This window comes from Mesobaculum littorinae (assembly GCF_004011175.1).
Taxonomy (GTDB): domain Bacteria; phylum Pseudomonadota; class Alphaproteobacteria; order Rhodobacterales; family Rhodobacteraceae; genus Tranquillimonas; species Tranquillimonas littorinae.
In genome coordinates, this window is the sequence record NZ_RQXX01000001.1 from 126,223 (window position 1) to 149,536 (window position 23,314).

The following is a 23,314-nucleotide window of genomic DNA, read 5'->3' on the forward strand; positions in this document are numbered from 1 at the left end:
TCACAAGGCGCAGTTCCCATGTCCGACCTCTTCGAAGATCCAGACCCCGCGCCGGGGGGCAACCTGCCGGAATTCTCCGTCTCGGAAATCTCGGGCGCGGTGAAACGGGTGCTCGAGGGCGAGTTCGGGCGCGTCCGCGTGCGCGGCGAGGTGGGGCGGGTGTTCCGCGCCCGGTCTGGGCACCTCTACTTCGACATCAAGGATGATCGGTCGGTGCTGGCCTCGGTCTGCTGGAAGGGGCAGTGCGCGGCGCTCGAGACCCTGCCCGAAGAGGGCATGGAGGTGATCGCGACGGGCAAGCTGACGACCTTCGGCTCGCAGTCGAAATACCAGCTGACGGTCGACGACCTGCGGCCCGCGGGCGTCGGCGCCCTGATGGCGATGCTGGAAAAGCGCAAGGCGGCGCTGCAGGCCGAGGGCCTTTTCGATCCCGCGCGCAAGCGGCCCTTGCCCTACCTGCCCGAGGTCATCGGCGTCGTCACATCGCCCTCGGGCGCGGTGATCCGCGATATCCTGCACCGCCTGCGCGACCGGTTCCCGCGCAAGGTGCTGGTGTGGCCGGTGGCGGTGCAGGGCAAGGCCTGCGCGCCCGAGGTGACGCGCGCGATCGAGGGATTCAACGCGCTGACACCGGGCGGCGCGATGCCGCGGCCGGACCTGATCATAGTCGCGCGCGGCGGCGGCTCGATCGAGGATCTCTGGGGGTTCAACGAAGAGTCCGTCGCCCGCGCGGCGGCGGCCTCGCAGATTCCGCTGATCTCGGCCGTGGGGCACGAGACGGACACCACGCTGATCGACTACGTCTCGGACCACCGGGCGCCCACGCCCACCGCCGCGGCCGAGGCCGCCGTGCCGGTCCGGCTCGATCTTCTGGCCACGCTCGACAAGCAGGCGGCGCGGTTGTCGGGCAGCCTGACCCGCGCGGTGGGGCAACGCCGGCAGCGGCTGGCCGACCTGTCGCGCGCCTTGCCGCGGCCCGCCGGGCTGACGCAACCGGCGCGGCAACGGCTGGACTGGCTGGAGACCCGGCTGCCGGCGGCGCTGACCGGCCTGGCCCAGGCGCGGCGGTCAGAACTGGCGCAACTGGCGGCCACCTTGCGGCCGCAAGGGCTGGCCGCGCGGATCGCGGCAGAGCGGCGGCATCTGGATCAGCTGCCCCCGCGGATGGCGCAGGCCCTGGCGGGCGGGCGACGGCAGGCGGCACGCGATCTCGACCGGCTTGCCCTGCGCCTGTCGGACCGGCCAATCCGGCGCGATATCGCCCGCGGGCACGAGGCGGTGGACCGGGTCGCGGCGCGGCTGACGCCCCGTTTTCGCGACCGGATCGAGGCCGAAGCCAAACGGCTCGCCGCGCTCGATCGCCTGCGCGTCACGCTGGGCTACGAGGCGACGCTGGCCCGCGGCTATGCCGTGGTCCGGGGCGATGGTGAGGTCGTCACGACCAAGGCCGCGGCCGAGACGGCGCGCAGCCTTGAGATCCAGTTCCGCGACGGGCGCCTGACCCTGGGCGCCGCGCCGCCGCGTAGGCGCAAGCCGAAGGACGAGCCGCCGCCGGAGCAGGGAAGCCTGCTGTAGCGCGGGCCTCGCCCCGCCCGGCTGGTCCGCAACCCCGCACAGACCCGTGCGCGGGCGTTGGAGCGCGGGCGGCTACGGAGGCGCCCGTGGATCCGGGCATGCCCACGGATCCGGACATGACCGACAGGCGCGGAGGACCGAACATGTCCTGCCTGCGCCAGCGGCGTTTCAAGGATCAGAAGTGGTCGACCTCTCCCGCCTCCATGCCCTGCGTCGCCTCGTCGCCCGCAAGACGCGTGCGCATGTCGGCCAGCGTGACGGGGGCGAGCACGGCCGCTCCGGGCACCGTCATGCCCGCGACACTGGGTAGCGCGGTGCACCGCCGCGCCACGCCTGCCAGCGCCTCGAGCGATTGCGTCATCAGGTCGAGCGCCTGAAGATCGCGACGAAGGTCAGACATGTTGGCGCGACCGGCGACGGCTTCGGCCACGACGTGTTCGACGTCCCTGGCAAGGTCGGTCAGCTGCGACAATTCCCCGGCCATGCCGTTCAGCAGCCGATCCAGCGGCAGCGATGCCTCGGCCATTCTAGAGCTTTCCCACGACGCGTTCGATGCAGGCCTTCATGGCCGGCGGGGTGAACGGCTTTTCGATGTAGTTGTTCATCGCCAGCGCCCGTCCACGCGTCACGGTCTCCTTGTCCATCCGACCGGACACGAGGATGAAGCCGATACGCTGGGTCGACTTGTTGCCGCGCAATCCCTCCAGCAGGCCAAGCCCGTCCATGCCGGGCATGTTGAAGTCGGAGATCACCAGATGAACCGGACTGGCGGATAGCTGTTTCAACGCCTTGGCGCCTTCGTTGCATGTGTCGTAATGCTTGACGCCCATCCAGTCGAGCGCCTGCGTAATCAGCCCACGGCTGGTCGACATGTCGTCCACCACCATGACCCGAAGACTGTCTTTCAGTGACATTGTCGCGTTCCTCCTAGGTCCTGAAGCCGGGGCCTGCGGTTTTCCGATAAGCCGTGATGCCGGCCGACTTCAGGCCGATCCCGGTTTCGTTTGCCACCCGTTCTGAGTGGCCGATGTAAAGTGCGCCGCCCGGCGCCAGAAGCTCGGCAAAGCGGCTCCAGATCTGCGCCTGTGTCTCGCGTTCGAAATAAATTGCGACGTTGCGACAGAAGATTACGTCGAAGGGGCCCGAGACCGGCCAGCTGGCCATCAGGTTGAGCGGGCGAAATGCGATGAGGCGCTTCAGATCGTCGCGCGCGCTGATCGATCCATCGGCATGTTCGTCGAAGAACTTGGCCCGTCGGGCGGGGTCCAGCCCTGTCTGCGCGGCCACCTGGTAGCGCCCCTCGCTCGCGGTGGCGAGGACGGTGGTGTCGATATCCGTGGCAAGGATCCTGACGTCGTGGCGATGGATGTCGGGGCAGGCCTCGATCAGCGTCATCGCGATGCAATAGGCCTCTTGCCCCGTGGAGCAGGCCGCCGACCACAGCCGCACCCGACCGCCCGCGCGGGCCCGCGCGACCAGCTCGGGCGCGACGTCGCGGGCCAGCATCTGGAAATGATGCTCCTCGCGGAAAAAGGCGGTCACGTTCGTCGTCAGCGCGGCGAGGAAATGGTCCCGTTCACCACTGCCGGCGTCGCTCAGCACGAAATTGCAGTAGCTGGTGAAACTGCTCTGTCCCAGGGCGCGCAGCCGTTTGGCCAGACGCGAATACACCAGCGGCTTCTTGTTGTCGGCAAGATGAATCCCCGCCCAGTCGCGCAGCGTCGTGGCGATCAGGTGAAAATCCTCGTCCGAGAACGGGAATTCGCGCGAGCCCGAGGTCCCCGGATCCGGCGAGGGGGCGACGGCCCCGCTCACGCCGCTTCCTCGGCCGTGGTGGGCAGGACGCGGTCGAGGTCGATCAGGCGGATCATCCGGTCGCCTTCCGAGATCACGCCCTTCACGAAGGCCTTGGCCAGTTCCGAGGCAACGTTGGGCGTGGGCTGGATCGTTTCCTCAGGCACGGTCAGGATGTCGAAGACGGCTTCGACCAGCAGGCCGATGATCTGGTTGCCGACGATAGAGATGACGATCACGTTGCGATCGCTGTCGGGCAGGGCGCCCAGACCCAGCCGCGCCGCCAGGTCGACGATCGGCACGACCGATCCGCGCAGGTTGATGACGCCGCGCACGTAACTTGGCGCGTGCGGCAGCGACGTGGTCTTGGTCCAGCCGCGGATTTCGCGGATCGAGATGATGTCGACGCAGAAATCCTGTTCGGCAGTGCGAAAAGCAACCAGTTCGCGGTCGCCGGTCTGGGCTGTGTTGGGATCATGCATGGCGCGGTTCCGTCTGGGGCGTGTCGGTCTCGGTCATCGCCGCGGCGTTGAAGAAGGCGCTGCGGTCGACGAGTGTGTTCGTGTCCATGATCAGGGCGACCTGTCCGTCCCCGAAGACGGTTGCGGCGGCGACCCCCCGCACCCGGCGGAAGTTCTCTTCGAGGCTCTTGATGACGACCTGCCGATGGTCCTGGATGTCGTCGACAAGCAGGGCCGCGCGGGCATCGTCATCGGTTTCGATCAGCAGCACGACCTTGTCGGCGGGAGAGTCGAGCGGCGGCCGGAAGCCCAGCACGTGGCCCACGTCGACGATCGGCAGGTAGGAGCCGCGCACCGAAACGACCCAGTCGTTCATGCCAAGGGCCTGCACGTCCGAGGGCGAGGGGCGCAGGGTTTCGACGATCGCGGTGATCGGCACGACCATCTGCTGGCCAGAGACGTCGACGACCATTCCATCCAGCACCGCGAGCGTCAGTGGCAGAGAGATGGTGAAGGTCGTCCCCTTGCCGGGAAAGGAGGTGATCGACACGGTGCCGCCCAGATCCTGGATCGCGCTGCGGACAACATCCATCCCGACCCCGCGCCCAGACAGGCTTGAAACCTCGGCGGCGGTAGAAAAACCGGGCAAAAACAGAAGGTTGTCTATCTCGGACGCGGTCAGGTCGGCCTCGGGCGAGATCAATCCCTTTTCCTCGGCGATCTGGCGCACGCGCGGGCGGTTGATGCCGCCCCCGTCATCGGCAATGGTGATGACCACGCGCCCGGACCGGTGACCGGCAGAGAGCGTCACTGTGCCCTCTTCGGGCTTTCCGACCTCGGCCCGTTTCGCGGCGTTTTCCAGCCCGTGGTCGACGGCGTTTCGGATCATGTGGGTCAGCGGGTCCGAGAGCTTTTCGAACACCGTCTTGTCGACCTCGGTGGTGTCGCCAACCGTTTCCAGCCGGGCCGATTTCCCCGTGGCTTCAGAGGCTTCGCGCACGATCCGGAACATGCGCTGGAACAGCGGCTTCACCGGCTGCGCACGGATCGCCATCACGCTTTCCTGCATTTCGCGCGACAATTGCTTGAGCTCGTCCAGCCCGATCAGAACGTCCGATCCGGGGGCGAGGTTCAGCTGCTCGATCGCCTGCGTCAGCATCGCCTGATGGATGACCAGCTCGCCCACGACGTTTATCAGGCGGTCGACCCGGTCCAGAGCGACGCGGATGGTCTGCGCGCCCTGCGCGCGGGCATTGCCGCCACCACCTGCACCCCCGCCGCCGGCGGTGGGTTCGGCCGGTTTTGCCGGGGGGGCGCCCGCGCCGGAGCCGGAGGCCGTCGACGCCGTGTCGGTCGGGGGCTGCGGAGAAGGTTCCTGCGGGGCGGCCCCGGTCTCGTTACCCGGGGTGGCGGTCTCTTCGGCGCCGGGCGCAGGGTCGTCGCCGTCTGGTTCGGCCGCGATGTCGGGGGCGTCCTGCGTGTCCGCGTCGTCGGTGTCGAACGCGCCCGAGGGCTCTTCGAGCTCGATGATGTCGAGGGTGCAGGCGCCTTCGACGAACTCGAAAACCTCTTCGACCGCGGCCATGCCCTGGTCGGTGCCCAACAGGATGTCCCATGCAAGATAGGCGCGCGACGGGTCGAGATCATCGAAGGGCGGCAGGGCCTGCGGGTTCAGCGTGACCGCGTAGTCGCCCATTTCGGACAACTCGCGCAGCAGCGGCTGCGGATCGTTGCCGGTCAGGTAGGCATCGGGGTTGGGCCGGAAGCCGATGCGGAACTCGGACCGCGAGGGCCCCAGGTCGAGGTCGAGCGAGAAGTCCATCGCCATCGGGGCGAAGTCGATCTCCTCGTCATCGTCATCCTCGCTGACCGGCATCGCCTGTTCGAGGTCGATCAGGATCTTCTCGCCGCGCTCCTGGTTGGCGGTCGTGCCATCGCGCGTGGATTCCACCAGGTCCGTCAGGTGATCGGCCGCGTGATAGATGACCTTCATCAAGTCGGGCGTCACGGACAGCTTGCCCGACCGGACCGCGTCCAGAACCGATTCGAAACTATGGGCGAATCCGACCAGGTCGCCCAGGGCGAAGGCCCCGGCGCCGCCCTTGATCGAGTGTACGGCGCGGAAAACGCTGTTCACCGTCTCGATGTCGTTGGGATCGTCCTGAAGCAGGCGGAGCCCCTCGCTCATCGATTCGAGGAGGTCTTCGCATTCCAGGAAGAATGTGTCGCGCAGATCGCTGGTGCTGCTCATCGGATCAGGCCATCGCGACGCGGCGGATCGCCGTGATCAGGCGCGTCTCCTCGAAGGGTTTGACGATCCAGCCAGAGGCGCCGGCACGGCGTGCGCGGTCCTTCAGCGTTGCCGCGCTTTCGGTGGTGAGGACGAGGATCGGCAGGCCCGGCCAGTCGCCCGAGCCGCGCACGGCCTCGATGAACTGAAAGCCGTCCATCTTGGGCATGTTGATGTCAGTGATCACGACATCGGGCGCCCCGGCCTGCAGCTTTTCCAGCCCGTCCCGGCCATCTTCGGCCAGACGCACCTCGAATCCCGCGTCGTTGAGCGCGAGGGTCAGCATTTCGCGCATCGTGCGGGAATCGTCGACGGCAAGAACGGTCAGCGGCATCACGCCCCCCTGTGATCTAGAAGCTCGGGATCGGCGCCCATCAGCGCGAAACTTTGTTGAAGCGCCTCGGACGGCTCATGAACGGCGAAATCGACGCCGTCGGACTGCCAGGCTTCGCGCGCGGCCAGCATCACCTGCAGCGCGGCGGCGCCGGCATGGCGCACCCGCGACAGGTCGACCGTCACGGGCTGGCCACGACGTGCGCGAAGCCCGTCGGCAAGCGCCTGCGCGCCTTGCATATCGAGCAATTCGTTGGCGGAAATCCTGTCGGTCATCGCGGCAACGTCATCCTTCCCGGTGGGCCGGGCCCCCGGGATACGGTCCGGGGCGGCGCTACGCCGTTCCTGACGCAGAACCTTTAAGAATGCGTTGCGCGATGCCGCCCCGAGTGCCGAAGCGGCCGGGGCGGGAAACGATCGGCCTTAGGCCCCGAGCAGGTCGCGCAGGAGGGCGGGCAGGCTGGCGAACTCGTCAAAGCGGGCGGCAGCCTCGATCCGCGCGGGGTCGCCCAGGGGATAGCCGCCGGTGTGGAAAACAAAGGGAATGCCTGCACCTTGCGCTGTCTCGGCGTCGATTTCGCTGTCGCCGACATAGAGCGCAGGACCGCCCCCCAGCCGCGCGACGGCGGTCCGCAGCGGCTCGGGGTCGGGCTTGCGCTGGGCCAGGCTGTCGCCGCCCAGCACAAGATCAAATGCGTCGGATAATCCGCGCGCTTCGAGCAGGGCGCGGGCCGCTGCCTCGGGCTTGTTGGTGCAAAGACCCAGCCGCGCGCCGCCCTGCCGGAGATCGTGGAGCGCGGTTTCGACCCCGTCGAAGACGACCGTCAGCTGCGTTGCGTCGGGATAGCGCGACAGGAAATCAACGTGCAGAGCTTCGTAAAGCGCGGGATCGTTGCCCATGTCGCGCGCGTCCATCATGCATTTGACGAAATGCGGCGTGCCGCGCCCGATGAACCCATGCGTTTCCTCGATCGTCAGGGGTGGGGTGACGCCCTGATGGTCCAGCACCGCATTGGCCACGGCCCGGATGTCGGGGGCGCTGTCGACCAGGGTGCCGTCGAGATCGAAGACGACGATGGGCGCGGCGGTCATGCCGTGTCCTTCCACTTGATCGAGCAGCCCATCGAGGGGATCTGCTGCGCGGGACCGCGTCCCGTCTCGGCGACCTCGCTCATCGCTTCATAGAGGTCGCGGCGGGCCCCCGTCGCCGGTTCGGCGCGCGAGGCATCCAGACGGCCGCGGTATTGCAACGCGAGATCGGCATTGAACCCGAAGAAATCGGGCGTGCAAGCCGCGCCGTAGGCCCGCGCAACCTCCTGGCTTTCGTCATGGAGGTAGGGGAAGGTAAAGCCGTGCTCGGTCGCGAAACGCGCCATGTTGTCGAAGCTGTCGGCGGGATAGGCCTCTGCATCATTGGAGCAGATCGCGGCCACACCGACCCCGAGGCTTTGCAGGTCCTTCGCATCCCGCACGATCCGGTCGACCACGGCAAGGACATAGGGGCAGTGGTTGCAGATGAAAATAAGCAGCGTTCCTTGCGGTCCCCGCAGGGTTTCGAGCGCGTGGGTCTTCCCGTCCGTTCCCGGCAATTCGAACGTCGGCGCGGTCCAGCCAAAGTCGCACACGGGGGGCTTTTCCAGGGCCATCGGGGGCCTCCTTTTCCAGCATCTCCCCCGAAGGTGGGGCAGGGGCGGGCCCGCGTCAAACCGGAGCGCGGACGGGACACCGGGCCCCGTCGCGGGGCATGTGGCGTATAATCGTCGGGCAAGCGCCGGGATTTGCTGCCCAAATTCGCCTCATCTGCAGGGTGACGTGGCAAAGCGGCGCTTTCCTTCCGCATGTACTTGCAATGCGAGAGGGCTTCCGCTTTAGTTGGCACCAGATCGCATAAAAAAGCGGCGACAACAGGGAGAACTGGGTGGCATCCACCGATAGCTCGACAGCTTTTGTCGAATTTGACCGCGTGCAGAAAAGCTATGACGGCGAGACGCTTGTCGTCAAAGATCTGAACCTGTCCATCGGCAAGGGCGAATTTCTGACCATGCTCGGCCCCTCGGGGTCCGGCAAGACGACATGCCTGATGATGCTTGCGGGGTTCGAGACCGCGACGCATGGCGAGATCAGGCTGGACGGCAAGGAAATCAACAACATCCCCCCGCACAAGCGCGGCATCGGGATGGTGTTCCAGAACTACGCGCTGTTTCCGCACATGACCGTGGCCGAGAACCTGTCCTTCCCGTTGGAAGTGCGCAAGCTGGGCAAGTCCGAGCGCGAGCAGAAGATCAAGCGCGCGCTCGACATGGTGCAGATGGGCAGCTTCGGCGGCCGCAGGCCGACGCAGCTGTCGGGCGGTCAGCAGCAACGCATCGCGCTGGCCCGCGCGCTGGTATTCGAGCCCGAGCTCGTGCTGATGGATGAACCTCTGGGCGCGCTCGACAAGCAGCTTCGCGAAACGCTTCAGTTCGAGATCACGCGCGTTGCCCACGATCTGGGCATCACGGTCGTCTACGTGACCCACGACCAGACCGAAGCGCTGACAATGTCGGACCGCGTGGCGGTCTTCGACGACGGGCGCATTCAGCAGCTGGCGGCGCCGGACACCCTCTACGAGCAGCCGCAGAACAGTTTCGTGGCCCAGTTCATCGGTGAAAACAACACCTTGCGCGGCAAAGTCGCCAAGCTGTCCGGCGATCACTGCGTGGTCCGGCTGGACGAGACCGGCGAAGAGATCGACGCGCTGCCAGTGAACGTTACCCGCGAGGGGGACGAGACGCTGGTGTCGATCCGCCCCGAACGGGTGGAGTTCAACCCCGAGCTTGGGCCCGACGCGCACACGCTGACGGCCGAGGTGCTGGAGTTCATCTACATGGGTGACGTGTTCCGCACGCGGCTCAAGGTGGCCGGGCGCGACGACTTCATCGTCAAGACGCGCAACCGCGCCGACCAGACCCGCTTTGCGCCCGGCCAGAAGATCCAGATCGGCTGGCTGCCGCAAGATTGCCGCGCGCTCGACCCCTGATCGCGGGGGCTGCGCGCCAACCTTCGACCCGTGCCCGGAGGCGAAGGAGAGACGTCAAACGGGCAATGCAACAAGGAGAGATCACGTGAAACTCAAGTCCATACTCATGAGCTCCGGCGCGCTGGCCCTCATGGCGGCGGGCGCCGTCGCTCAGGACAGCGAAACCCCGGAAAGCCCGGTCGCGGGCGAGCCCATGGCCGACGAGATGACCATCGTCTCCTGGGGCGGCGCCTATCAGGAAAGCCAGCTCAAGGCCTATGTCGAACCCTACCAGGAAATGCACCCCGAGCTGACCGTCACCTGGGACGAAAGCTCGGGCGAGGCGGTGGCCGGCATGCGCGCCCAGTCCGAAGCCAACAACATCACCTGGGACCTCGTCGACGCGACCGCCGCCGACGCGATGCGCCTGTGCGACGAGGGCCTCGCGATGGAGGTCGATATCGACGAGATCGCCGCGCCCGCGCCCGACGGCACCGAGGCGTCCGAGGATTTCGGCGAGGACATGCTGGTCAGCGACTGCTTCATCCCGCAGATCGCCTATTCCTACACCTTCGGCTACCGCACCGACGTGTCGGACTGGAACGGCGAGACGCCCGACGAGATCTGCGATGTCTTCGATCTTGAAACCTTCCCCGGCCAGCGCAGCCTGGAGCGGCGGCCGCACAACAACATGGAATGGGCGCTGATCTGCGACGGCGTCGCCATGGAAGACGTCTACGACGAGCTCGAGACCGACGAGGGGCAACAGCGCGCCTTCGACAAGCTCGACACCATCAAGGACCAGACGGTCTGGTGGACCGCCGGCGCCGACACGCCGCAGCTTCTGGCCGATGGCGAAGTCGTCTTCGGGTCGACCTACAACGGGCGTCTCTTCAGCCTGATCGTCGAGCAGGATCAGCCGGTCGAGATGATGTGGGACGCGCAGTCCTACGACCTTGACGGCTGGGTCATCCCCGAAGGTCTGGACGAGGAAACGCTGAACCGCGTCAAGGACTTCCTGTGGTTCGCGACCGACACCCAGCGTCTGGCGGATCAGGCCAAGTACATCAGCTACGGTCCCGCGCGCGCGTCTTCGGCGCCGATGGTCGGCCAGCATGCGGAACTGGGGATCGACATGGGCCCGCACATGCCCACCAACCCCGACAACAGCTCGAACGCTTTCGTGCAGAACTACGAATGGTGGGCTGACTACCGCGACGATCTGGACGCCAAGTTCCAGGCGTGGCTGGCGCAGTAATACTGGCCCAGTCCGACGGCGAGGGGGCGGTACGCCGCCCCCTCGACCCCAAAAAGCATAAGCAAGAGCATAAGCTTCTAGGAGGCCGCCGATGACCGACGCGACCACTGGCCCCGATCATCTGACAGGCCCCACCCCCGACAACGCGTTGCGCGATGCCGATCGCGCCGAAGCCCGGGGAGGTGGGTCAGGCGGACCCGGCGATCCCGTGCTTGCCGCCGATGGAACGCCACTCAAACAATCGCTGAACCGGGCGCTGCGGGCGCAGAAGCTGCGCGCCCTCGCGTTGATCGCGCCGCTGCTGCTGTTCATCCTGGTCACCTTCATCGCGCCGATCGTGGACATGCTGTTCCGCTCGGTCGAGAACGAGATCGTGGTCGAAACGCTGCCCCGCACCGTCGCGGCGCTGCAGGACTGGGACTACGCCAGCGGCGAGGCCCCGGACGAGCCCGCCTATCGCGCGATGGCCTTCGACCTGATGATCGCCGCCGAGCGACGCGAACACACCCGAGTCGGGTCGCGCCTGAATTACGAGACCACCGGCATCTCGTCGCTGTTCCGCAAGTCGGGGCGCGGCGTCGATGACGTGGGCGAGGTCTATACCGACCAGTTCGTCGAGCTGAACGAGGCATGGGAAGAGCCCGCGACCTGGGTCACCCTCATGGCGTCGGAAGACTGGCAGGAGTCCCATTCCGAGTGGGTCGCCGCGGGCGAGGCGGCCGAGGCCGCGGACGAGGATTTCGACGATCTTCCGCCCCGGTTCGAGGTCGCCGACCGGATTGCCGAGATCCTGCCCGAGACGGCGGGCATCTACCAAGCCTTCGCCGACACCATCCGCACCGAGGACGAAGAGTCGCCCGCCGAGGAAGAGCCGTGGAACGTGGTCTACCAGGCGCTTTACGACGACCTCTCGGGTCAGCTGGGCAGTGCGGCTGAAACTTATGCCGGTCCCGGCGCCGATCTTCTGCGCGAGGCGGCGACCGCCGTCCCCGACTTCGAAACGATGACCGTGACCGACCAGATGATCGAGGTCGACGAGGACTGGGCCGAGCCAGAGGTCTGGGGCACGATCAAGGCCTTCGATGGGCCCTATACCTCGGGCTACTTCCTGTCCTCGGTCGATCTGCAAAAGACGCCCGACGGTGTCGAGCGTCAGCCCGAGGGCGAGCGCATCTATATCCTGCTGTTCGAACGGACACTGTTTCTGTCGCTGACGATCATGGCCTGCTGCGTCGCGCTGGGCTACCCGGTGGCCTACCTGCTGTCGAACCTGCCGATGCGCACCTCGAACCTTCTGATGATCCTCGTGCTCCTGCCGTTCTGGACATCGCTTCTGGTCCGCACGAGCGCCTGGAAGGTGCTGCTGCAGCAGCAGGGGGTGATCAACGACGTGCTGGTCTGGCTCGGCATCATCTCGGACGGCGGGCGGCTGGTCATGATCAACAACCAGTTCGGCACCATCGTGGCGATGACGCATATCCTGCTGCCCTTCATGATCCTGCCGCTCTACTCGGTGATGAAGACGATCCCGCCCTCCTATGTACGCGCCGCCAAGTCGCTGGGCGCAACCAACTGGACGGCGTTCTGGCGGGTCTACTTCCCGCAATCCGTGCCGGGCATCGGGGCGGGCTGCATCCTCGTCTTCATCCTGTCGATCGGCTACTACATCACGCCCGAGCTTGTCGGCGGCACGACCGGGACGTTCATCTCGAACCGGATTGCCTACCACATCTCGAATTCGCTGAACTGGGGTCTGGCCGCGGCGCTGGGGACCATCCTGCTCGCCGTCGTGCTGATCCTCTACTGGCTCTACGACAAGATCGTGGGCATCGACAACGTGTCGCTCGGGTAAGGAGACCGAACCTATGAGTATCGAGCTTCCCCCCTATGCCTCGACCGGCCAGAAGGTCTGGCATTACGCCTACCTGGTGATCTGCGGGCTGATCTTCTTCTTCCTGATCGCGCCTATCCTGATCATCATCCCGCTCAGCTTCAATGCCGAGAACTTCTTTACCTTCACGCCAGGGATGTTGTCCTTCGACGCCGATGCCTATTCGCTGCGGCATTACCGGGATTTCTTCACCAATCCAGATTGGCAACAGGCGCTGTGGAACTCGGTGCGGATCGCGCCCGTGGCGACGCTGATCTCGGTCTCGCTCGGCACCCTGGCGGCGGTGGGGCTGAGCCAGTCGCACGTGCCGTTCCGCGGTGCCATCATGGCGATCCTGATCTCGCCGATGATCGTGCCTCTGATCATCTCGGCCGCGGGGATGTATTTCTTCTACTCGCGGATCGGGCTGCAGGGGACCTACGTGGGCGTGACGCTGGCGCACGCGGCGCTGGGCATTCCCTTCGTCATCATCACCGTGACCGCGACGCTTGTCGGTTTCGACAAATCGCTGACGCGGGCCTCGGCCAACCTCGGGGCCGGGCCTCTCAGGACTTTCTTCAAGATCCAGATGCCGCTGATCCTGCCCGGCGTGATCTCGGGCGGGCTCTTTGCCTTCATCACCTCGTTTGACGAGGTCGTGGTGGTGATCTTCGTGGGCTCTGCCAACCAGCAGACGCTTCCGTGGCAGATGTTCATCGGGCTGCGCGAACAGATATCCCCCACGATCCTTGCCGTGGCGACCATCCTGGTCGTGATTTCCATCGTGCTGCTGTCGGTGGTCGAGATCCTGCGCCGGCGGTCGGAGAAACTGCGCGGCATGTCGCCGGGCTGACATCGGGGCCCCCGCGATGCGCGGGGGATGCGCGGCGGGCGGGCCGTTCAGGGGGCAGCTGACGGCCACCGGCGAAACAGTGCCGGACCGGCCGGGCCTTAGGTTGCCGCCCGGGGCTGCGCGTGGGAGGAGGGCGCCGCATTCACCGGCCCTCTCTCCGCCCCCAGTGCGGAGCGACGTGCAGCACTGGAGGCCCCAGCCGCGTGCCATATCTACGCTTCGCCCTGACCATCGCGGTCGCGACCGCGATCGCTTTTGCCCTGACCTATCTGCCCCTCGCCACCCGCGGTCACGCGCTGTTTTCTCAGACCCAGGCCTGGACGGCCTTGGCGCTGGGTGCGGCTACAACCGCCGTATGCCTTGGGGGTACGCTCGGGAAACGGGCCTGGGCGCTCGCCGCCGTTCTGATGGTTCTCGCGGTGGCGATGGTGCGCACGCAAGTGTGGCAGACGGACACCGGATACCTGCGCGGACTGGTGCCGCAAAGCTCTGCCGCAATCCTCGCGTCGTCCCGGGCGCCGCTGGCGGATCCGAGGGTGCAAGCCTTTGCCGATGAGCTGCGCCATGCCCGCGCGGAAGAGATCGCGCGCGCGCGTTACCTGGCCGCCGAACTGACGGCCGGGCGGGGCGGCGCGGCCAGGGCCGCGCCCGACGTCGTGCGCGGCACGGTGGTCGAGGCGCTGGAGGCGGGCCGGCTTGCCGAGGTGTCGCCCGACCCGATGGATGCGATGCTGGCGGAAACGGCGCTTGGCGGGGCGGGGGTGTGCCATTTCCGCTTTTCCGGCGATGCCGCGCCGGTCTTCTGGGCCCGCGGGGGCGATACGGCGCCGCGCGGGGTGATCCGGCTGAACGACGTGCTGGTCCCCCTGAGCCGCGCCGAGCCGCTGGGCCCGGGTGGCCTGGCGGCGGGCGGTCTTTTCGCGGCCCAAGGCGCGCGGGTGCGCATCCGGCCGCTGGCCAAGGGCTCGGGCTGGCTGGGCGGCCCCGCCACGCTGGCCGAGATGGTGGTGACCATCTTTCCCAACGCGGGGGACCCCACCGGCGATGCCGCCAGTGCCGGGACCCCGGCCGACGCCGCAGCGGAGGCGGCGGATGGTCCCGCGGGGCATGAGACGGGATATATCGGCCTTTATACCTGCGACGAGGGGTGACCGCGCGGGCTATCGCGCGGGGGCGCTGCCCTCGAGTATCTTGTGAGACAGCGAGAAGAGGGCGTCACGCTCCTCGGCCGATAGCGGGCTCAGGAAATCCTCCGAGGCCTGGAGGCTGAGCGGCAGGAGCTCTTCGATCAGCTCTTGTCCGTCCGGTGTCAGCGTGACCTGCCAGGACCGCGTGTCGCGGGGGTTGCGGGTCCGGGCCAGAAGGCCGCGCCCGGTGAGGCGGGCAATGATCTGGCCCGTCGTCGCCTGGTCGAGGGCGGCCCGCTCGGCCAGACCCGCCTGCAGGATGCCGGGCGTGTCGCGGACGAGAAGCATGAGGTTGAATTGCTCGGGCGTAACCCCGAAGTCGCGGCATTGGCGCGCAAAGGTTTCGCGCGTGCGTTGCCAAAGTCGCCGGATCAGGACGCCGGTCTGATCGGCATGCCGGGGAGGCCGGGCGACCGAAACCGCCAGGTAGGCCCGGCTGTCCATCTCGGAACTCGCATTTGAATCCAGATCACTCGCCATATGTCCCCCACTACCAGCAATCAACCTGAAGTAGTCTAGCAGGCTGGCGGGACAATGACTGCAAGTAAATTCGCGATGCCCGAAAAACCGGCGGATTTCCGGGACTTTTGATCACGGCGGTCTTAGGGTCCGGCCGGAGGCGGGGAGGGGCGGGGCCGCAGCCCCGGCCCGGTCACGCGTTGTGTTCGCGGATCTTGTCTGCGGCGCCCTTGTCGAAGGTCACGCCCTTCTGCTCGAAGAGCTGGTCGAGTTCGCCCGACAGCGTCATCTCGGTGATGATGTCGCAGCCGCCGACGAATTCGCCCTTCACGTAAAGCTGCGGAATCGTGGGCCAGTCGGAATAGTCCTTGATGCCCTGACGAATGGCTTCGTCGGCCAGCACGTTGACGTCGGTATACTCGACCCCCATGAAGTTCAGAACACCCGCGACGCGGCTGGAAAAGCCGCATTGGGGCATGGACTTGGTGCCCTTCATGAACAGCACGACGTCATTGGCGTCGACGGTTTCCTTGATCTGCTCCTGCGCGCTCATCGCGTATCTCCTGTGTCTCGCGGGGCGGCCTCGGTCCGGTCCGGCCCTGCTGTGTGATTGATGTGGCGGTCTGCCGCTCCGGCCCTCTCGGACACCCTGTGGGCCGGGTTGTCCCCGGACCGGTCGCCGTCTTCGTGGCCATGGGTATCGCTGTCGCCGCCAAGTTGCCGGTCGGCCCGGCGCAGACGCCGCAGCGTCTCCCATGTCCCGGCCACGACGAGGATCAGAAGTCCTGCCGTCCCGAGGATCCAGGCAGTCACTCCGGCGGCACCTTGGTGGTCAGGGCCAGCGCATGCAGGGCGCCGTTCGATCCCGACATCTTGTCCTTGAGCGCGGCGTAGACGGCGCGCTGCTGCTGCACCCGGTTCTGCCCGCGGAAGCTTTCGTCGATCACCTCGGCAGCATAGTGGTTGCCGTCACCGGCAAGGTCGGTGACGGTGACTTTGGCGTCCGGAAAGCTTTCGCGGATCAGATCTTCGATCTCCTGCGCCTCGATCGGCATGGCGGCGGGTCCCTCCTGTCGTTCGCGACAGATGTAGAGGTGCAGGGCCCCGCCTGCAAGCGAGGGCCTAGCCCAGAGCCTCGGCAAAGGCGCCACGGAAGAGGTCGTAAAGCTCGTTGCGGTGCACCTTCTTGCGCGCAATGCGGATGTTGCGGCCGCCGAACTTGCCCACGACCCTGACCGGCACTCCGGCCTTGGACCCTTCGGTCAGCAGCCATTCGGCCGCGTCGAAGGAACAGGCGACCAGATAGCGGCCCTGATCCTCTCCGAAAAGCGTGCCCAGGTCGGGCGGGTCCAGCCGGAACCCCGTGCCGACCCGTTCGGCCATCTCGAAGGCGGCAAGCGCCAGGCCGCCGTCCGACAGGTCCGTCGCGGCGGTGATCCATTGCCGGTGATCGTGCAGGAAGGCCGCGTTGCGCTTTTCCGCCTCAAGGTCGACCGGCGGGGCGTCGCCCTCTTCCCGTCCGAAGCATTCGTAGAGCAGAGCGGACTGGCCCAGATGGCCGTGGCATGCCCCGATGACGACGGCGAGGTCGCCGCGCACCGGGATCGCCGAAATCTCGTCGGCCTCGGAGGCGATCAGACCGACCGCACCGATGGTGGGCGTGGGCAAAATGCCGCGCCCGTCGGTTTCGTTGTAAAGCGACACGTTGCCCGACACGATCGGCATGTCGAGGGCGGTGCAGGCTTCGCCGATGCCTTCGATGGCGCCGACGAACTGGCCCATGATCCGCGGTTTCTCGGGGTTGCCGAAGTTCAGGTTGTCGGTCGCGGCCAGCGGGGTGGCGCCAACGGCCACGAGGTTGCGGAACGCTTCGGCCACCGCCTGCTTGCCGCCCTCGCGCGGGTTGGCGCGGACATAGCGGGGCGTGACGTCCGAGGTGAAGGCCAGCCGTTTGCCGGTGCCGTGCACCCGCACGATGCCCGAGCCCTGACCGGGCTGGCGCACGGTGTCGGCCATCACCTGGCTGTCATACTGCTCCCAAACCCAGCGTTTCGAGGCATGGTTGGGCGAGCTTACCAATTTGCGCAGCGCGTCGAGCGGCGCGATGTCGAGCATTTCGTCGAAGGGTTCGGCGGGCGGCGTCGGCTCCCACGGACGGTCGTATTCGGGCGCGGTTCCCGACAGGGCTTTCAGCGGCAGGTCGGCCTTGGTCTCGCCGTTGTGCATGACCAGGAACCGGTCTTCGGCGATGGTCTCGCCGACGATGGCGAAATCCAGGTCCCACTTGTCGAAGATCGCGCGGGCCACGTCCTCCTTGTCGGGGTCGAGCACCATGAGCATCCGCTCCTGGCTTTCCGACAGCATCATCTCGTAGGCGGTCATCGCGTCTTCGCGGCAGGGCACGCGTTCAAGGTCGAGCCGGACGCCCAGATTGCCCTTGTCGCCCATCTCGACGGCGGAACAGGTCAGGCCCGCCGCGCCCATGTCCTGGATCGAGATGACGGCGCCGGTGGCCATCAGCTCGAGACAGGCCTCGAGCAGCCGCTTTTCGGTGAAGGGGTCGCCCACCTGGACGGTGGGGCGCTTTTCCTCGATCGTGTCGTCGAACTCGGCACTGGCCATCGTGGCCCCGCCGACGCCGTCGCGCCCGGTCTTGGCACCGAGGTAGACCACCGGCATGCCGACGCCCGAGGCGGCGGAATAGAAGATCTTGTCGCTGTCGATCAGGCCGGCGGCGAAGGCGTTCACCAGGCAGTTGCCGTCGTAGGAGGCATGGAACCGCACCTCGCCGCCCACGGTGGGCACGCCAAAGGCGTTGCCGTAGCCGCCGATGCCCTCGACCACGCCCGACACCAGCCGTTTCGTGCGTGGGTGGTCGGGGCGCCCGAAGCTGAGGCTGTTCATCGCAGCGATGGGGCGTGCGCCCATGGTAAAGACATCGCGCAGGATGCCGCCCACGCCTGTCGCCGCGCCCTGGTAGGGTTCGATGTAGGACGGGTGGTTATGGCTTTCCATCTTGAAGACCACGGCCTGCCCGTCGCCGATATCGACGATGCCCGCGTTTTCACCCGGCCCGCAGATCACCTGCGGCCCTTCGGTCGGCAGGGTGCGCAGCCATTTCTTCGACGACTTGTAGGAACAATGCTCGTTCCACATCGCCGAGAAGATCCCAAGCTCGGTGAAGCTGGGCGCACGGCCCAGAAGATCCAGGATGCGCTGGTATTCGTCGGGCTTCAGCCCATGTGCGGCGATCAGTGCGTCGGAAATCTCAGGTTCTGTCATGTCCGGGCCCCCCTGCGGCTTGACCTTGGCTTCTAGGGCGGGAGGGGGGCGCTGAAAAGGGCCGGGCTGCGTGTCCGGCCCGATCCGGTGCATCGGCGCCTCAGCCGCCCGTTTGCGCGGCAACGGCCTCGGTCACCTGTTGCAGGGTGATCGGCAGCACGATGGCGCCGTCTTCGGTTTCGGTCTGCCCGGTCACCGTGACCGTGTCCGCGGCCAGTCCGGCCCCCGGTTCGGCGGTGAAGGTCAGGCTGGCGTCGCCCGTCTGGGTGACGGTGCCCAAGACCGTGCCGTCCGAGCTGAGAACCTGTGCGCCGGTAAGGTCGGGCGTCTCGATCCCGGTCGAAATGCCGTAGCGGTTGGTGGTGCCCATCACCATGTCGGTCGACACGCCCCGCGGCAGGTCGATGGTCGCCGTCTGCTGCGCGGCGAGCGGGGCTGTCAGGGGGATCGTCAGGGCAGCGGTGGCAAGCAGCATGCGAATGGGGGTCATCTCCCTGTCTCCTTTGCTTGTCGGTTGGACGCGGTGGTGCGCGTCATCCGACAGACGGACAGGTTTCGCCACGCCGGTCAAATGCGGCGCATCGGGTGCGGGGCGGGACGGGGCTGAGAGTGAGGGCTTTGGAAAAAGCGGCCTGTCCAACGGCTTGGCAGATGCCGTGCGGCCAAAAAAAAGGCCGAGCACTAAGCTCGGCCGAAGTCCAACAGGGAGGTGAAAACAACGAATGCTTAATTCGCCGCCTTCGAGATCCCACCTATGCTTCCCGATTGGGCTCTTCAAGAAGAATCCCCGCGGTCGGCGGCATGCCGGATATGCGTCGGCTGCATATCGCCAGACCGGGGGTCCGAGACGGCGATCAGGCGCCGACCTTCTCTTCCTGCAGCCGTTTGCGATGGGCGATGATCTCTTCGGTGACGAAGTCGCGGAAGGCCGCGATCCGCTTCGACTGGCGCAGCTCCTCGGGGTAGGCGAGGAAAACGGGCACCTCGGCCGATTCGATGTCGGGCATCACCCGCACGATGTTGGGGAAATCCTGGATCACGTAGTCGGGCAGCACGCCGATCCCGAGCCCCGCGATCACCGCCTGAAGCGCGCCGAAGTAGTTGTTCACCGTCAGCATCGACGGCACGTCATAGGTCAGCAGCTCCTGCACCAGCGTCGCGCCCGCGGCGACCTGGTGCGACGCGGTGTTCTGGCAGATCAGCCGGTGATCGGCGAGGTCCGACATCCGCTTGGGCGTGCCGCGCTGCGCGAGGTACTCGGGCGAGGCGTAGAGCCGCATCCGAATCGTCATCAGGCGTCGGCGGACCAGGTCGGCCTGGCTGGGCTCTTTCATCCGGATCGCAACGTCGGCTTCGCGCATCGGCAGGTCGAGCACGCGTTCCTCGAGCATCAGGTCGATTTTAAGGTCGGGGTACTTGGCATAAAGCGTGGGCAGGCGGGGGGTCAGCCACAAGGTGCCGAAGCCCGTCGCCGTGGTGACGCGCAGTTCGCCGAACACCTCTTCCTCGCTGTCGCGAATGCGGGCCGCGGCGGTATCGATCCGGCGACGCATCGCATTCGTGGCGTCGAAAAGCAGCTCGCCCTGCTCGGTCAGGATCAGCCCGCGCGCGTGGCGGTGGAACAGCGTGGTGTTCAGCGATTCCTCCAACGCGCGAATCTGGCGCGACACCGCCGACTGGCTGAGATGCAGCGTGTCGCCCGCATGGGTGAGGCTGCCTGCCGCGGCAACCGCATGAAAGATACGCAGCTTGTCCCAGTCCATAATATTCCGTCTTTCTCCCGTTCGTGCCGACGCCAAGGGGGCGCGGGGCGCACTTGGGTCAGGTTAGCATGATTTGCAAAGGTTCACGCTACGTAAGTACGCCGCGGGCGGCGGTTCGTCGCGGGTCGTGGCGGACCGCGGCGGCGGGCGCGGTCAGGGCGGGGCGGGGCGCCGGTGCCGATAATCCGGGCAGCGGCAATCCGGGCAGTGGCGGGCGCTTGCGTCACAGGGATGTCATAGCAGGTCGTCATCATCGCCGGACTGCCAGACCGGAAGGGACCGACAGGTGAGCGAAACGATCGGCGCCGAATGTCCACCCCCCGACAAGGCGCGGCCCCGCGAGGCGCGGCAGATCGCGCGCCAGATCAGCTATGCCGCCTCGGCCCGGACCCGGGCTGGGCGGGCGGTGATCCGGACGATCGAGAATGCCTGCGGCCGTCCGGGCCTGATCCGCCGGGCCCGGGGGTACCAGGACGATATCGCCGGGGGCGCGGATTTCTGGCAGGTGATGCTGGCCCGGTACGGTGTTTCGGTCGATATCGTGTCCGGCACGCTTGCCCCGATCCCGCGGCAGGGGCCGCTGGTGGTGGTGGCCAACCATCCCTTCGGCATCCTCGACGGGCTGGTCATGGGCGCGCTTCTGGGGCGTCTGCGCGGGGATTTTCGCATTCTGGCGCATCGGGTCTTCGCTCAGGCGGGGGATCTGGACCGGGTCATCCTGCCGGTGGATTTCGACGAGACGATGGCAGCGCAGGAAACCAACATCGCCACCCGACGGGCGGCGCTGCAGTTCCTTGGCGATGGCGGTGCGATCGGCGTGTTTCCCGGCGGCACCGTCTCGACCGCGGCGCGGCCCTTCTCCCGCCCGCTGGACCCGGTCTGGCGCGGCTTCACCGCGCGGATGATCGCCCGCTCGGACGCGACGGTTGTGCCGGTCTATTTCGACGGCGCCAATTCGCGCCTGTTCCAACTGGCCAGTCACGCGCATTACACCTTGCGGATGGGCCTATTGATGTCGGAATTCCGCGCCCGGACCGATCGGCCGGTGCAGATCGCGGTGGGGGCGCCGCTCGGGCCCGCGACGCTTGCACCTTATCGCCGTGACCCGCGGGGAATGATGGACTTTCTTCGCGAACGGACCTATGCCCTGTCGCCGACGCCGCCACCCGCGGCGTCCTATGGCTTTGAGTTCGAGGCGCGGTACAAGGACTGACCGCGCCCCGGGGCAAGGGCCCGAGCGAAAGGGGCAAGCGACATGGCGGTCGGCATCTTCGATAGCGGTCTGGGTGGTCTGACGGTTCTGGAAAAGGTGGCCGCGCGGCTGCCCGACGTGGACCTGATCTACCTCGCCGACAGTGCGCACGCGCCCTATGGCGTGCGCACGGCCGAGGATATCTACGAGCTGACATGCGCCGGCGTCGCCCGGCTGTGGGAGGCGGGCTGCGATCTGGTGATCCTTGCCTGCAATACCGCCAGCGCCGCGGCCCTGCGCCGGATGCAAGAGGTCGGGCTGCCCGAGGGCAAGCGTGTGCTCGGCGTCTTCGTGCCGCTGATCGAGGCGCTGACCGAACGGCAGTGGGGCGACAATTCCCCCCCGCGCGAGGTTGCGGTGACGCATGTCGCGCTGTTTGCCACCCCCGCCACGGTGTCGAGCCGCGCGTTCCAGCGCGAACTGGCCTTCCGCGCGATCGGCGTGGATGTCGAGGCGCAGGCCTGCGGCGGTGTCGTCGACGCGATCGAGGACGGCGACATGATCCTGGCCGAGGCGCTGGTGCGCAGCCATGTCGAGGCGCTTAAACGCAAGATGCCGCGCCCTCAGGCCGCTATCCTGGGCTGCACGCACTACCCGATGATGCAGGACGTGTTCCAGGACGCGCTGGGCGCCGAGGTCGAGGTCTATTCGCAGGCCAGCCTTGTCGCCGAAAGCCTGGCCGACTACCTGCGCCGGCATCCCGACATGCTGGGCCGGGGTGCCCCCGCCTTCCTCACCACGGGCGATCCGCGCCGCGTGTCGGACGGGGCCACGCGATTCCTGCGACGAAGGGTCGATTTCGTGTCTGCCTGACGCCATCGCCCCTCACGAATTTTCAGGGCCCCGCTGGCACCTTCGTGCCGCGCGCCCACAAGGACGCAAGATCATGACCCACAACGTCGCCATCCTCGGCGCCTCCGGCTATACCGGGGCCGAGCTTGTCCGGTTGATCGCCGGCCATCCCGACCTGCACATCGCAGCCCTCGCCGCCGACCGGAAGGCGGGGATGCAGATGCGCGAGGTCTATCCGCATCTCGGCCCGCTCGACCTGCCGCGGCTCGTCACCATCGACGAGATCGATTTCTCCCAGATCGACCTGTGCTTCTGCGCGCTGCCGCATGCCACCACGCAGGCGGTGATCTCGCAGCTGCCGCGCGACCTGCGCATCGTCGACCTGTCGGCCGATTTCCGGCTGCGCGACCCCGCGGCCTATGAAAAGTGGTACGGCAAGCCGCACGCCGCGCCCGAGCTTCAGAAAGAGGCCGTCTATGGCCTGTCCGAGTTCTACCGCGACGAGATTCGCGGTGCCCGGCTGGTCGCAGGGACGGGCTGCAACGCGGCCACGGGCCAGTTCGCGCTGCGTCCGCTGATCCAGGCGGGGGTGATCGACCTTGACGAGATCATCATCGACCTCAAGGCCGCCGCCAGCGGCGCGGGCCGGTCGCTGAAGGAAAACCTTCTGCTGGCCGAGCTTTACGAGAATGCCGCGGGCTATGGCCTGGGGGGCAAGCACCGGCACCTGGGCGAATTCGACCAGGAGTTCTCGAAGATCGCCGGGCGCCCGGTCGAGGTTACCTTTGTGCCGCACCTGATCCCCGCCAGCCGCGGCATCCTTGCCACCGTGCACCTGCGCGGCGAGGCGGATCAAATCGACGCAGCCCTCAGGAATGCCTATGAGGCCGAGCCGTTCGTGCATATGCTGCCTTTCGGGTCGGCGCCGTCGATGAAGGACACGCGGGGCACCAACATGGTTCATATCGGCGTCGCGGGCGACCGCAGGCAGGGCCGGGCGGTGGTGATCGCCACGCTCGACAACCTGTGCAAGGGCTCTTCGGGGCAGGCGGTGCAGAACGCCAACCTGATGCTGGGCCTGAAGGAAACCGCGGGCCTGACCGGCGTGGCGCTTTACCCGTAAGGGCCGCGGTCCGGGCCGCAGTGG

Annotated in this window: 25 protein-coding genes; 9 read left to right on the forward strand and 16 right to left on the reverse strand. The window is 67.0% G+C overall.

Translation table 11 applies throughout. The annotated features are described in order from the left end of the window. Window positions 1-18 precede the first annotated feature (18 nt). Entirely contained in the window at window positions 19-1,575 is a 1,557-nt protein-coding gene (gene xseA, locus EKE94_RS00635; RefSeq protein WP_127904679.1) for an exodeoxyribonuclease VII large subunit, read from the forward strand. Window positions 1,576-1,750: 175 nt separating this feature from the next. Here xseA and EKE94_RS00640 read toward each other — a convergent pair whose 3' ends face one another. The 9 genes from EKE94_RS00640 to EKE94_RS00680 all read right to left on the reverse strand — a co-directional run bounded on the left by EKE94_RS00640 (window position 1,751) and on the right by EKE94_RS00680 (window position 8,099). Next, window positions 1,751-2,101, reverse strand: coding sequence for a hypothetical protein (locus tag EKE94_RS00640; RefSeq protein ID WP_127904680.1), 351 nt, complete (start codon window positions 2,099-2,101; stop codon window positions 1,751-1,753). Between the two features lies 1 nt (window position 2,102). Further along, the gene (locus EKE94_RS00645; RefSeq protein WP_127904681.1) at window positions 2,103-2,489 is read right to left on the reverse strand and encodes a response regulator; all 387 of its coding nucleotides are present in this window, start codon (window positions 2,487-2,489) and stop codon (window positions 2,103-2,105) included. Between the two features lie 13 nt (window positions 2,490-2,502). Further along, window positions 2,503-3,390: a CheR family methyltransferase gene (locus EKE94_RS00650; RefSeq protein WP_127904682.1), complete on the reverse strand. Its 888-nt coding sequence runs from the start codon at window positions 3,388-3,390 to the stop codon at window positions 2,503-2,505. Then, window positions 3,387-3,851, reverse strand: a complete 465-nt coding sequence (locus EKE94_RS00655; RefSeq protein WP_127904683.1) for a chemotaxis protein CheW — start codon at window positions 3,849-3,851, stop codon at window positions 3,387-3,389. The genes EKE94_RS00650 and EKE94_RS00655 overlap by 4 nt, the downstream gene beginning before the upstream one ends. Further along, window positions 3,844-6,081: a chemotaxis protein CheA gene (locus EKE94_RS00660; protein WP_127904684.1), complete on the reverse strand. Its 2,238-nt coding sequence runs from the start codon at window positions 6,079-6,081 to the stop codon at window positions 3,844-3,846. The genes EKE94_RS00655 and EKE94_RS00660 overlap by 8 nt, the downstream gene beginning before the upstream one ends. Before the next feature lie 4 nt (window positions 6,082-6,085). Beyond that, window positions 6,086-6,454, reverse strand: coding sequence for a response regulator (locus EKE94_RS00665; protein WP_127904685.1), 369 nt, complete (start codon window positions 6,452-6,454; stop codon window positions 6,086-6,088). Further along, entirely contained in the window at window positions 6,454-6,729 is a 276-nt protein-coding gene (locus EKE94_RS00670; protein WP_127904686.1) for an STAS domain-containing protein, read from the reverse strand. The genes EKE94_RS00665 and EKE94_RS00670 overlap by 1 nt, the downstream gene beginning before the upstream one ends. Before the next feature lie 147 nt (window positions 6,730-6,876). Next, on the reverse strand, window positions 6,877-7,545 hold the full coding sequence (gph, locus tag EKE94_RS00675; RefSeq protein WP_127904687.1) for a phosphoglycolate phosphatase: 669 nt from the start codon (window positions 7,543-7,545) through the stop codon (window positions 6,877-6,879). Beyond that, window positions 7,542-8,099 carry a thioredoxin family protein gene (locus EKE94_RS00680; RefSeq protein WP_127904688.1) on the reverse strand — a complete coding sequence of 186 codons (558 nt, stop codon included), beginning with the start codon at window positions 8,097-8,099 and terminating at the stop codon, window positions 7,542-7,544. Before EKE94_RS00680 ends, gph begins: the two co-directional genes overlap by 4 nt. A gap of 272 nt (window positions 8,100-8,371) precedes the next feature. Between EKE94_RS00680 and EKE94_RS00685 the strand changes: the two genes are divergently transcribed. The 5 genes from EKE94_RS00685 to EKE94_RS00705 all read left to right on the forward strand — a co-directional run bounded on the left by EKE94_RS00685 (window position 8,372) and on the right by EKE94_RS00705 (window position 14,583). After that, on the forward strand, window positions 8,372-9,472 hold the full coding sequence (locus tag EKE94_RS00685; protein WP_127904689.1) for an ABC transporter ATP-binding protein: 1,101 nt from the start codon (window positions 8,372-8,374) through the stop codon (window positions 9,470-9,472). Between the two features lie 85 nt (window positions 9,473-9,557). Further along, window positions 9,558-10,709, forward strand: a complete 1,152-nt coding sequence (locus EKE94_RS00690) for an extracellular solute-binding protein (protein WP_127904690.1) — start codon at window positions 9,558-9,560, stop codon at window positions 10,707-10,709. 91 nt (window positions 10,710-10,800) lie between these two features. Next, window positions 10,801-12,561 (forward strand): ABC transporter permease, encoded by a 1,761-nt coding sequence (locus EKE94_RS00695; protein WP_127904691.1) that lies wholly within the window; start codon window positions 10,801-10,803, stop codon window positions 12,559-12,561. A 19-nt stretch (window positions 12,562-12,580) separates the two neighbouring features. Next, the gene (locus EKE94_RS00700) at window positions 12,581-13,432 is read left to right on the forward strand and encodes an ABC transporter permease (RefSeq protein ID WP_127905423.1); all 852 of its coding nucleotides are present in this window, start codon (window positions 12,581-12,583) and stop codon (window positions 13,430-13,432) included. A gap of 203 nt (window positions 13,433-13,635) precedes the next feature. Further along, window positions 13,636-14,583, forward strand: coding sequence for a hypothetical protein (locus EKE94_RS00705; protein WP_127904692.1), 948 nt, complete (start codon window positions 13,636-13,638; stop codon window positions 14,581-14,583). A 9-nt stretch (window positions 14,584-14,592) separates the two neighbouring features. Here EKE94_RS00705 and EKE94_RS00710 read toward each other — a convergent pair whose 3' ends face one another. From EKE94_RS00710 to EKE94_RS00740, 7 genes are all read right to left on the reverse strand, one after another. Then, window positions 14,593-15,099: a MarR family winged helix-turn-helix transcriptional regulator gene (locus EKE94_RS00710; RefSeq protein ID WP_127904693.1), complete on the reverse strand. Its 507-nt coding sequence runs from the start codon at window positions 15,097-15,099 to the stop codon at window positions 14,593-14,595. A 172-nt stretch (window positions 15,100-15,271) separates the two neighbouring features. Then, window positions 15,272-15,631 (reverse strand): Grx4 family monothiol glutaredoxin, encoded by a 360-nt coding sequence (gene grxD, locus EKE94_RS00715; protein ID WP_127904694.1) that lies wholly within the window; start codon window positions 15,629-15,631, stop codon window positions 15,272-15,274. Beyond that, window positions 15,628-15,891 (reverse strand): hypothetical protein, encoded by a 264-nt coding sequence (locus EKE94_RS00720; protein WP_127904695.1) that lies wholly within the window; start codon window positions 15,889-15,891, stop codon window positions 15,628-15,630. The genes grxD and EKE94_RS00720 overlap by 4 nt, the downstream gene beginning before the upstream one ends. Continuing rightward, window positions 15,888-16,133, reverse strand: coding sequence for a BolA/IbaG family iron-sulfur metabolism protein (locus EKE94_RS00725; RefSeq protein WP_127904696.1), 246 nt, complete (start codon window positions 16,131-16,133; stop codon window positions 15,888-15,890). The genes EKE94_RS00720 and EKE94_RS00725 overlap by 4 nt, the downstream gene beginning before the upstream one ends. A gap of 67 nt (window positions 16,134-16,200) precedes the next feature. Beyond that, window positions 16,201-18,360, reverse strand: coding sequence for a phosphoribosylformylglycinamidine synthase subunit PurL (gene purL / locus EKE94_RS00730; protein ID WP_127904697.1), 2,160 nt, complete (start codon window positions 18,358-18,360; stop codon window positions 16,201-16,203). A 100-nt stretch (window positions 18,361-18,460) separates the two neighbouring features. Beyond that, window positions 18,461-18,850 (reverse strand): hypothetical protein, encoded by a 390-nt coding sequence (locus EKE94_RS00735; protein ID WP_127904698.1) that lies wholly within the window; start codon window positions 18,848-18,850, stop codon window positions 18,461-18,463. 364 nt (window positions 18,851-19,214) lie between these two features. Further along, window positions 19,215-20,123: a LysR family transcriptional regulator gene (locus tag EKE94_RS00740; protein ID WP_127904699.1), complete on the reverse strand. Its 909-nt coding sequence runs from the start codon at window positions 20,121-20,123 to the stop codon at window positions 19,215-19,217. Window positions 20,124-20,409: 286 nt separating this feature from the next. On the opposite strand from EKE94_RS00740, the gene EKE94_RS00745 reads away from it, so the two are divergent. The 3 genes from EKE94_RS00745 to argC all read left to right on the forward strand — a co-directional run bounded on the left by EKE94_RS00745 (window position 20,410) and on the right by argC (window position 23,290). Next, window positions 20,410-21,336: a lysophospholipid acyltransferase family protein gene (locus EKE94_RS00745; RefSeq protein ID WP_127904700.1), complete on the forward strand. Its 927-nt coding sequence runs from the start codon at window positions 20,410-20,412 to the stop codon at window positions 21,334-21,336. Window positions 21,337-21,378: 42 nt separating this feature from the next. Beyond that, a complete protein-coding gene (locus EKE94_RS00750) occupies window positions 21,379-22,188 on the forward strand; it encodes a glutamate racemase (protein WP_127904701.1) in 810 nt (269 codons plus the stop codon). 73 nt (window positions 22,189-22,261) lie between these two features. Further along, window positions 22,262-23,290: an N-acetyl-gamma-glutamyl-phosphate reductase gene (gene argC / locus EKE94_RS00755; protein ID WP_127904702.1), complete on the forward strand. Its 1,029-nt coding sequence runs from the start codon at window positions 22,262-22,264 to the stop codon at window positions 23,288-23,290. The last annotated feature ends 24 nt before the right edge of the window (window positions 23,291-23,314 follow it).

Excerpts from the sequence above, each read along its gene's own strand:
- xseA (WP_127904679.1), top strand. The coding sequence starts at position 19 with ATGTCCGACCTCTTCGAAGATCCAGACCCCGCGCCGGGGGGCAACCTG.
- EKE94_RS00640 (WP_127904680.1), bottom strand. The coding sequence starts at position 2,101 with ATGGCCGAGGCATCGCTGCCGCTGGATCGGCTGCTGAACGGCATGGCC.
- EKE94_RS00645 (WP_127904681.1), bottom strand. The coding sequence starts at position 2,489 with ATGTCACTGAAAGACAGTCTTCGGGTCATGGTGGTGGACGACATGTCG.
- EKE94_RS00655 (WP_127904683.1), bottom strand. The coding sequence starts at position 3,851 with ATGCATGATCCCAACACAGCCCAGACCGGCGACCGCGAACTGGTTGCT.
- EKE94_RS00660 (WP_127904684.1), bottom strand. The coding sequence starts at position 6,081 with ATGAGCAGCACCAGCGATCTGCGCGACACATTCTTCCTGGAATGCGAA.
- EKE94_RS00665 (WP_127904685.1), bottom strand. The coding sequence starts at position 6,454 with ATGCCGCTGACCGTTCTTGCCGTCGACGATTCCCGCACGATGCGCGAA.
- EKE94_RS00670 (WP_127904686.1), bottom strand. The coding sequence starts at position 6,729 with ATGACCGACAGGATTTCCGCCAACGAATTGCTCGATATGCAAGGCGCG.
- gph (WP_127904687.1), bottom strand. The coding sequence starts at position 7,545 with ATGACCGCCGCGCCCATCGTCGTCTTCGATCTCGACGGCACCCTGGTC.
- EKE94_RS00680 (WP_127904688.1), bottom strand. The coding sequence starts at position 8,099 with ATGGCCCTGGAAAAGCCCCCCGTGTGCGACTTTGGCTGGACCGCGCCG.
- EKE94_RS00695 (WP_127904691.1), top strand. The coding sequence starts at position 10,801 with ATGACCGACGCGACCACTGGCCCCGATCATCTGACAGGCCCCACCCCC.
- EKE94_RS00710 (WP_127904693.1), bottom strand. The coding sequence starts at position 15,099 with ATGGCGAGTGATCTGGATTCAAATGCGAGTTCCGAGATGGACAGCCGG.
- grxD (WP_127904694.1), bottom strand. The coding sequence starts at position 15,631 with ATGAGCGCGCAGGAGCAGATCAAGGAAACCGTCGACGCCAATGACGTC.
- EKE94_RS00725 (WP_127904696.1), bottom strand. The coding sequence starts at position 16,133 with ATGCCGATCGAGGCGCAGGAGATCGAAGATCTGATCCGCGAAAGCTTT.
- purL (WP_127904697.1), bottom strand. The coding sequence starts at position 18,360 with ATGACAGAACCTGAGATTTCCGACGCACTGATCGCCGCACATGGGCTG.
- EKE94_RS00735 (WP_127904698.1), bottom strand. The coding sequence starts at position 18,850 with ATGACCCCCATTCGCATGCTGCTTGCCACCGCTGCCCTGACGATCCCC.
- EKE94_RS00740 (WP_127904699.1), bottom strand. The coding sequence starts at position 20,123 with ATGGACTGGGACAAGCTGCGTATCTTTCATGCGGTTGCCGCGGCAGGC.
- EKE94_RS00750 (WP_127904701.1), top strand. The coding sequence starts at position 21,379 with ATGGCGGTCGGCATCTTCGATAGCGGTCTGGGTGGTCTGACGGTTCTG.
- argC (WP_127904702.1), top strand. The coding sequence starts at position 22,262 with ATGACCCACAACGTCGCCATCCTCGGCGCCTCCGGCTATACCGGGGCC.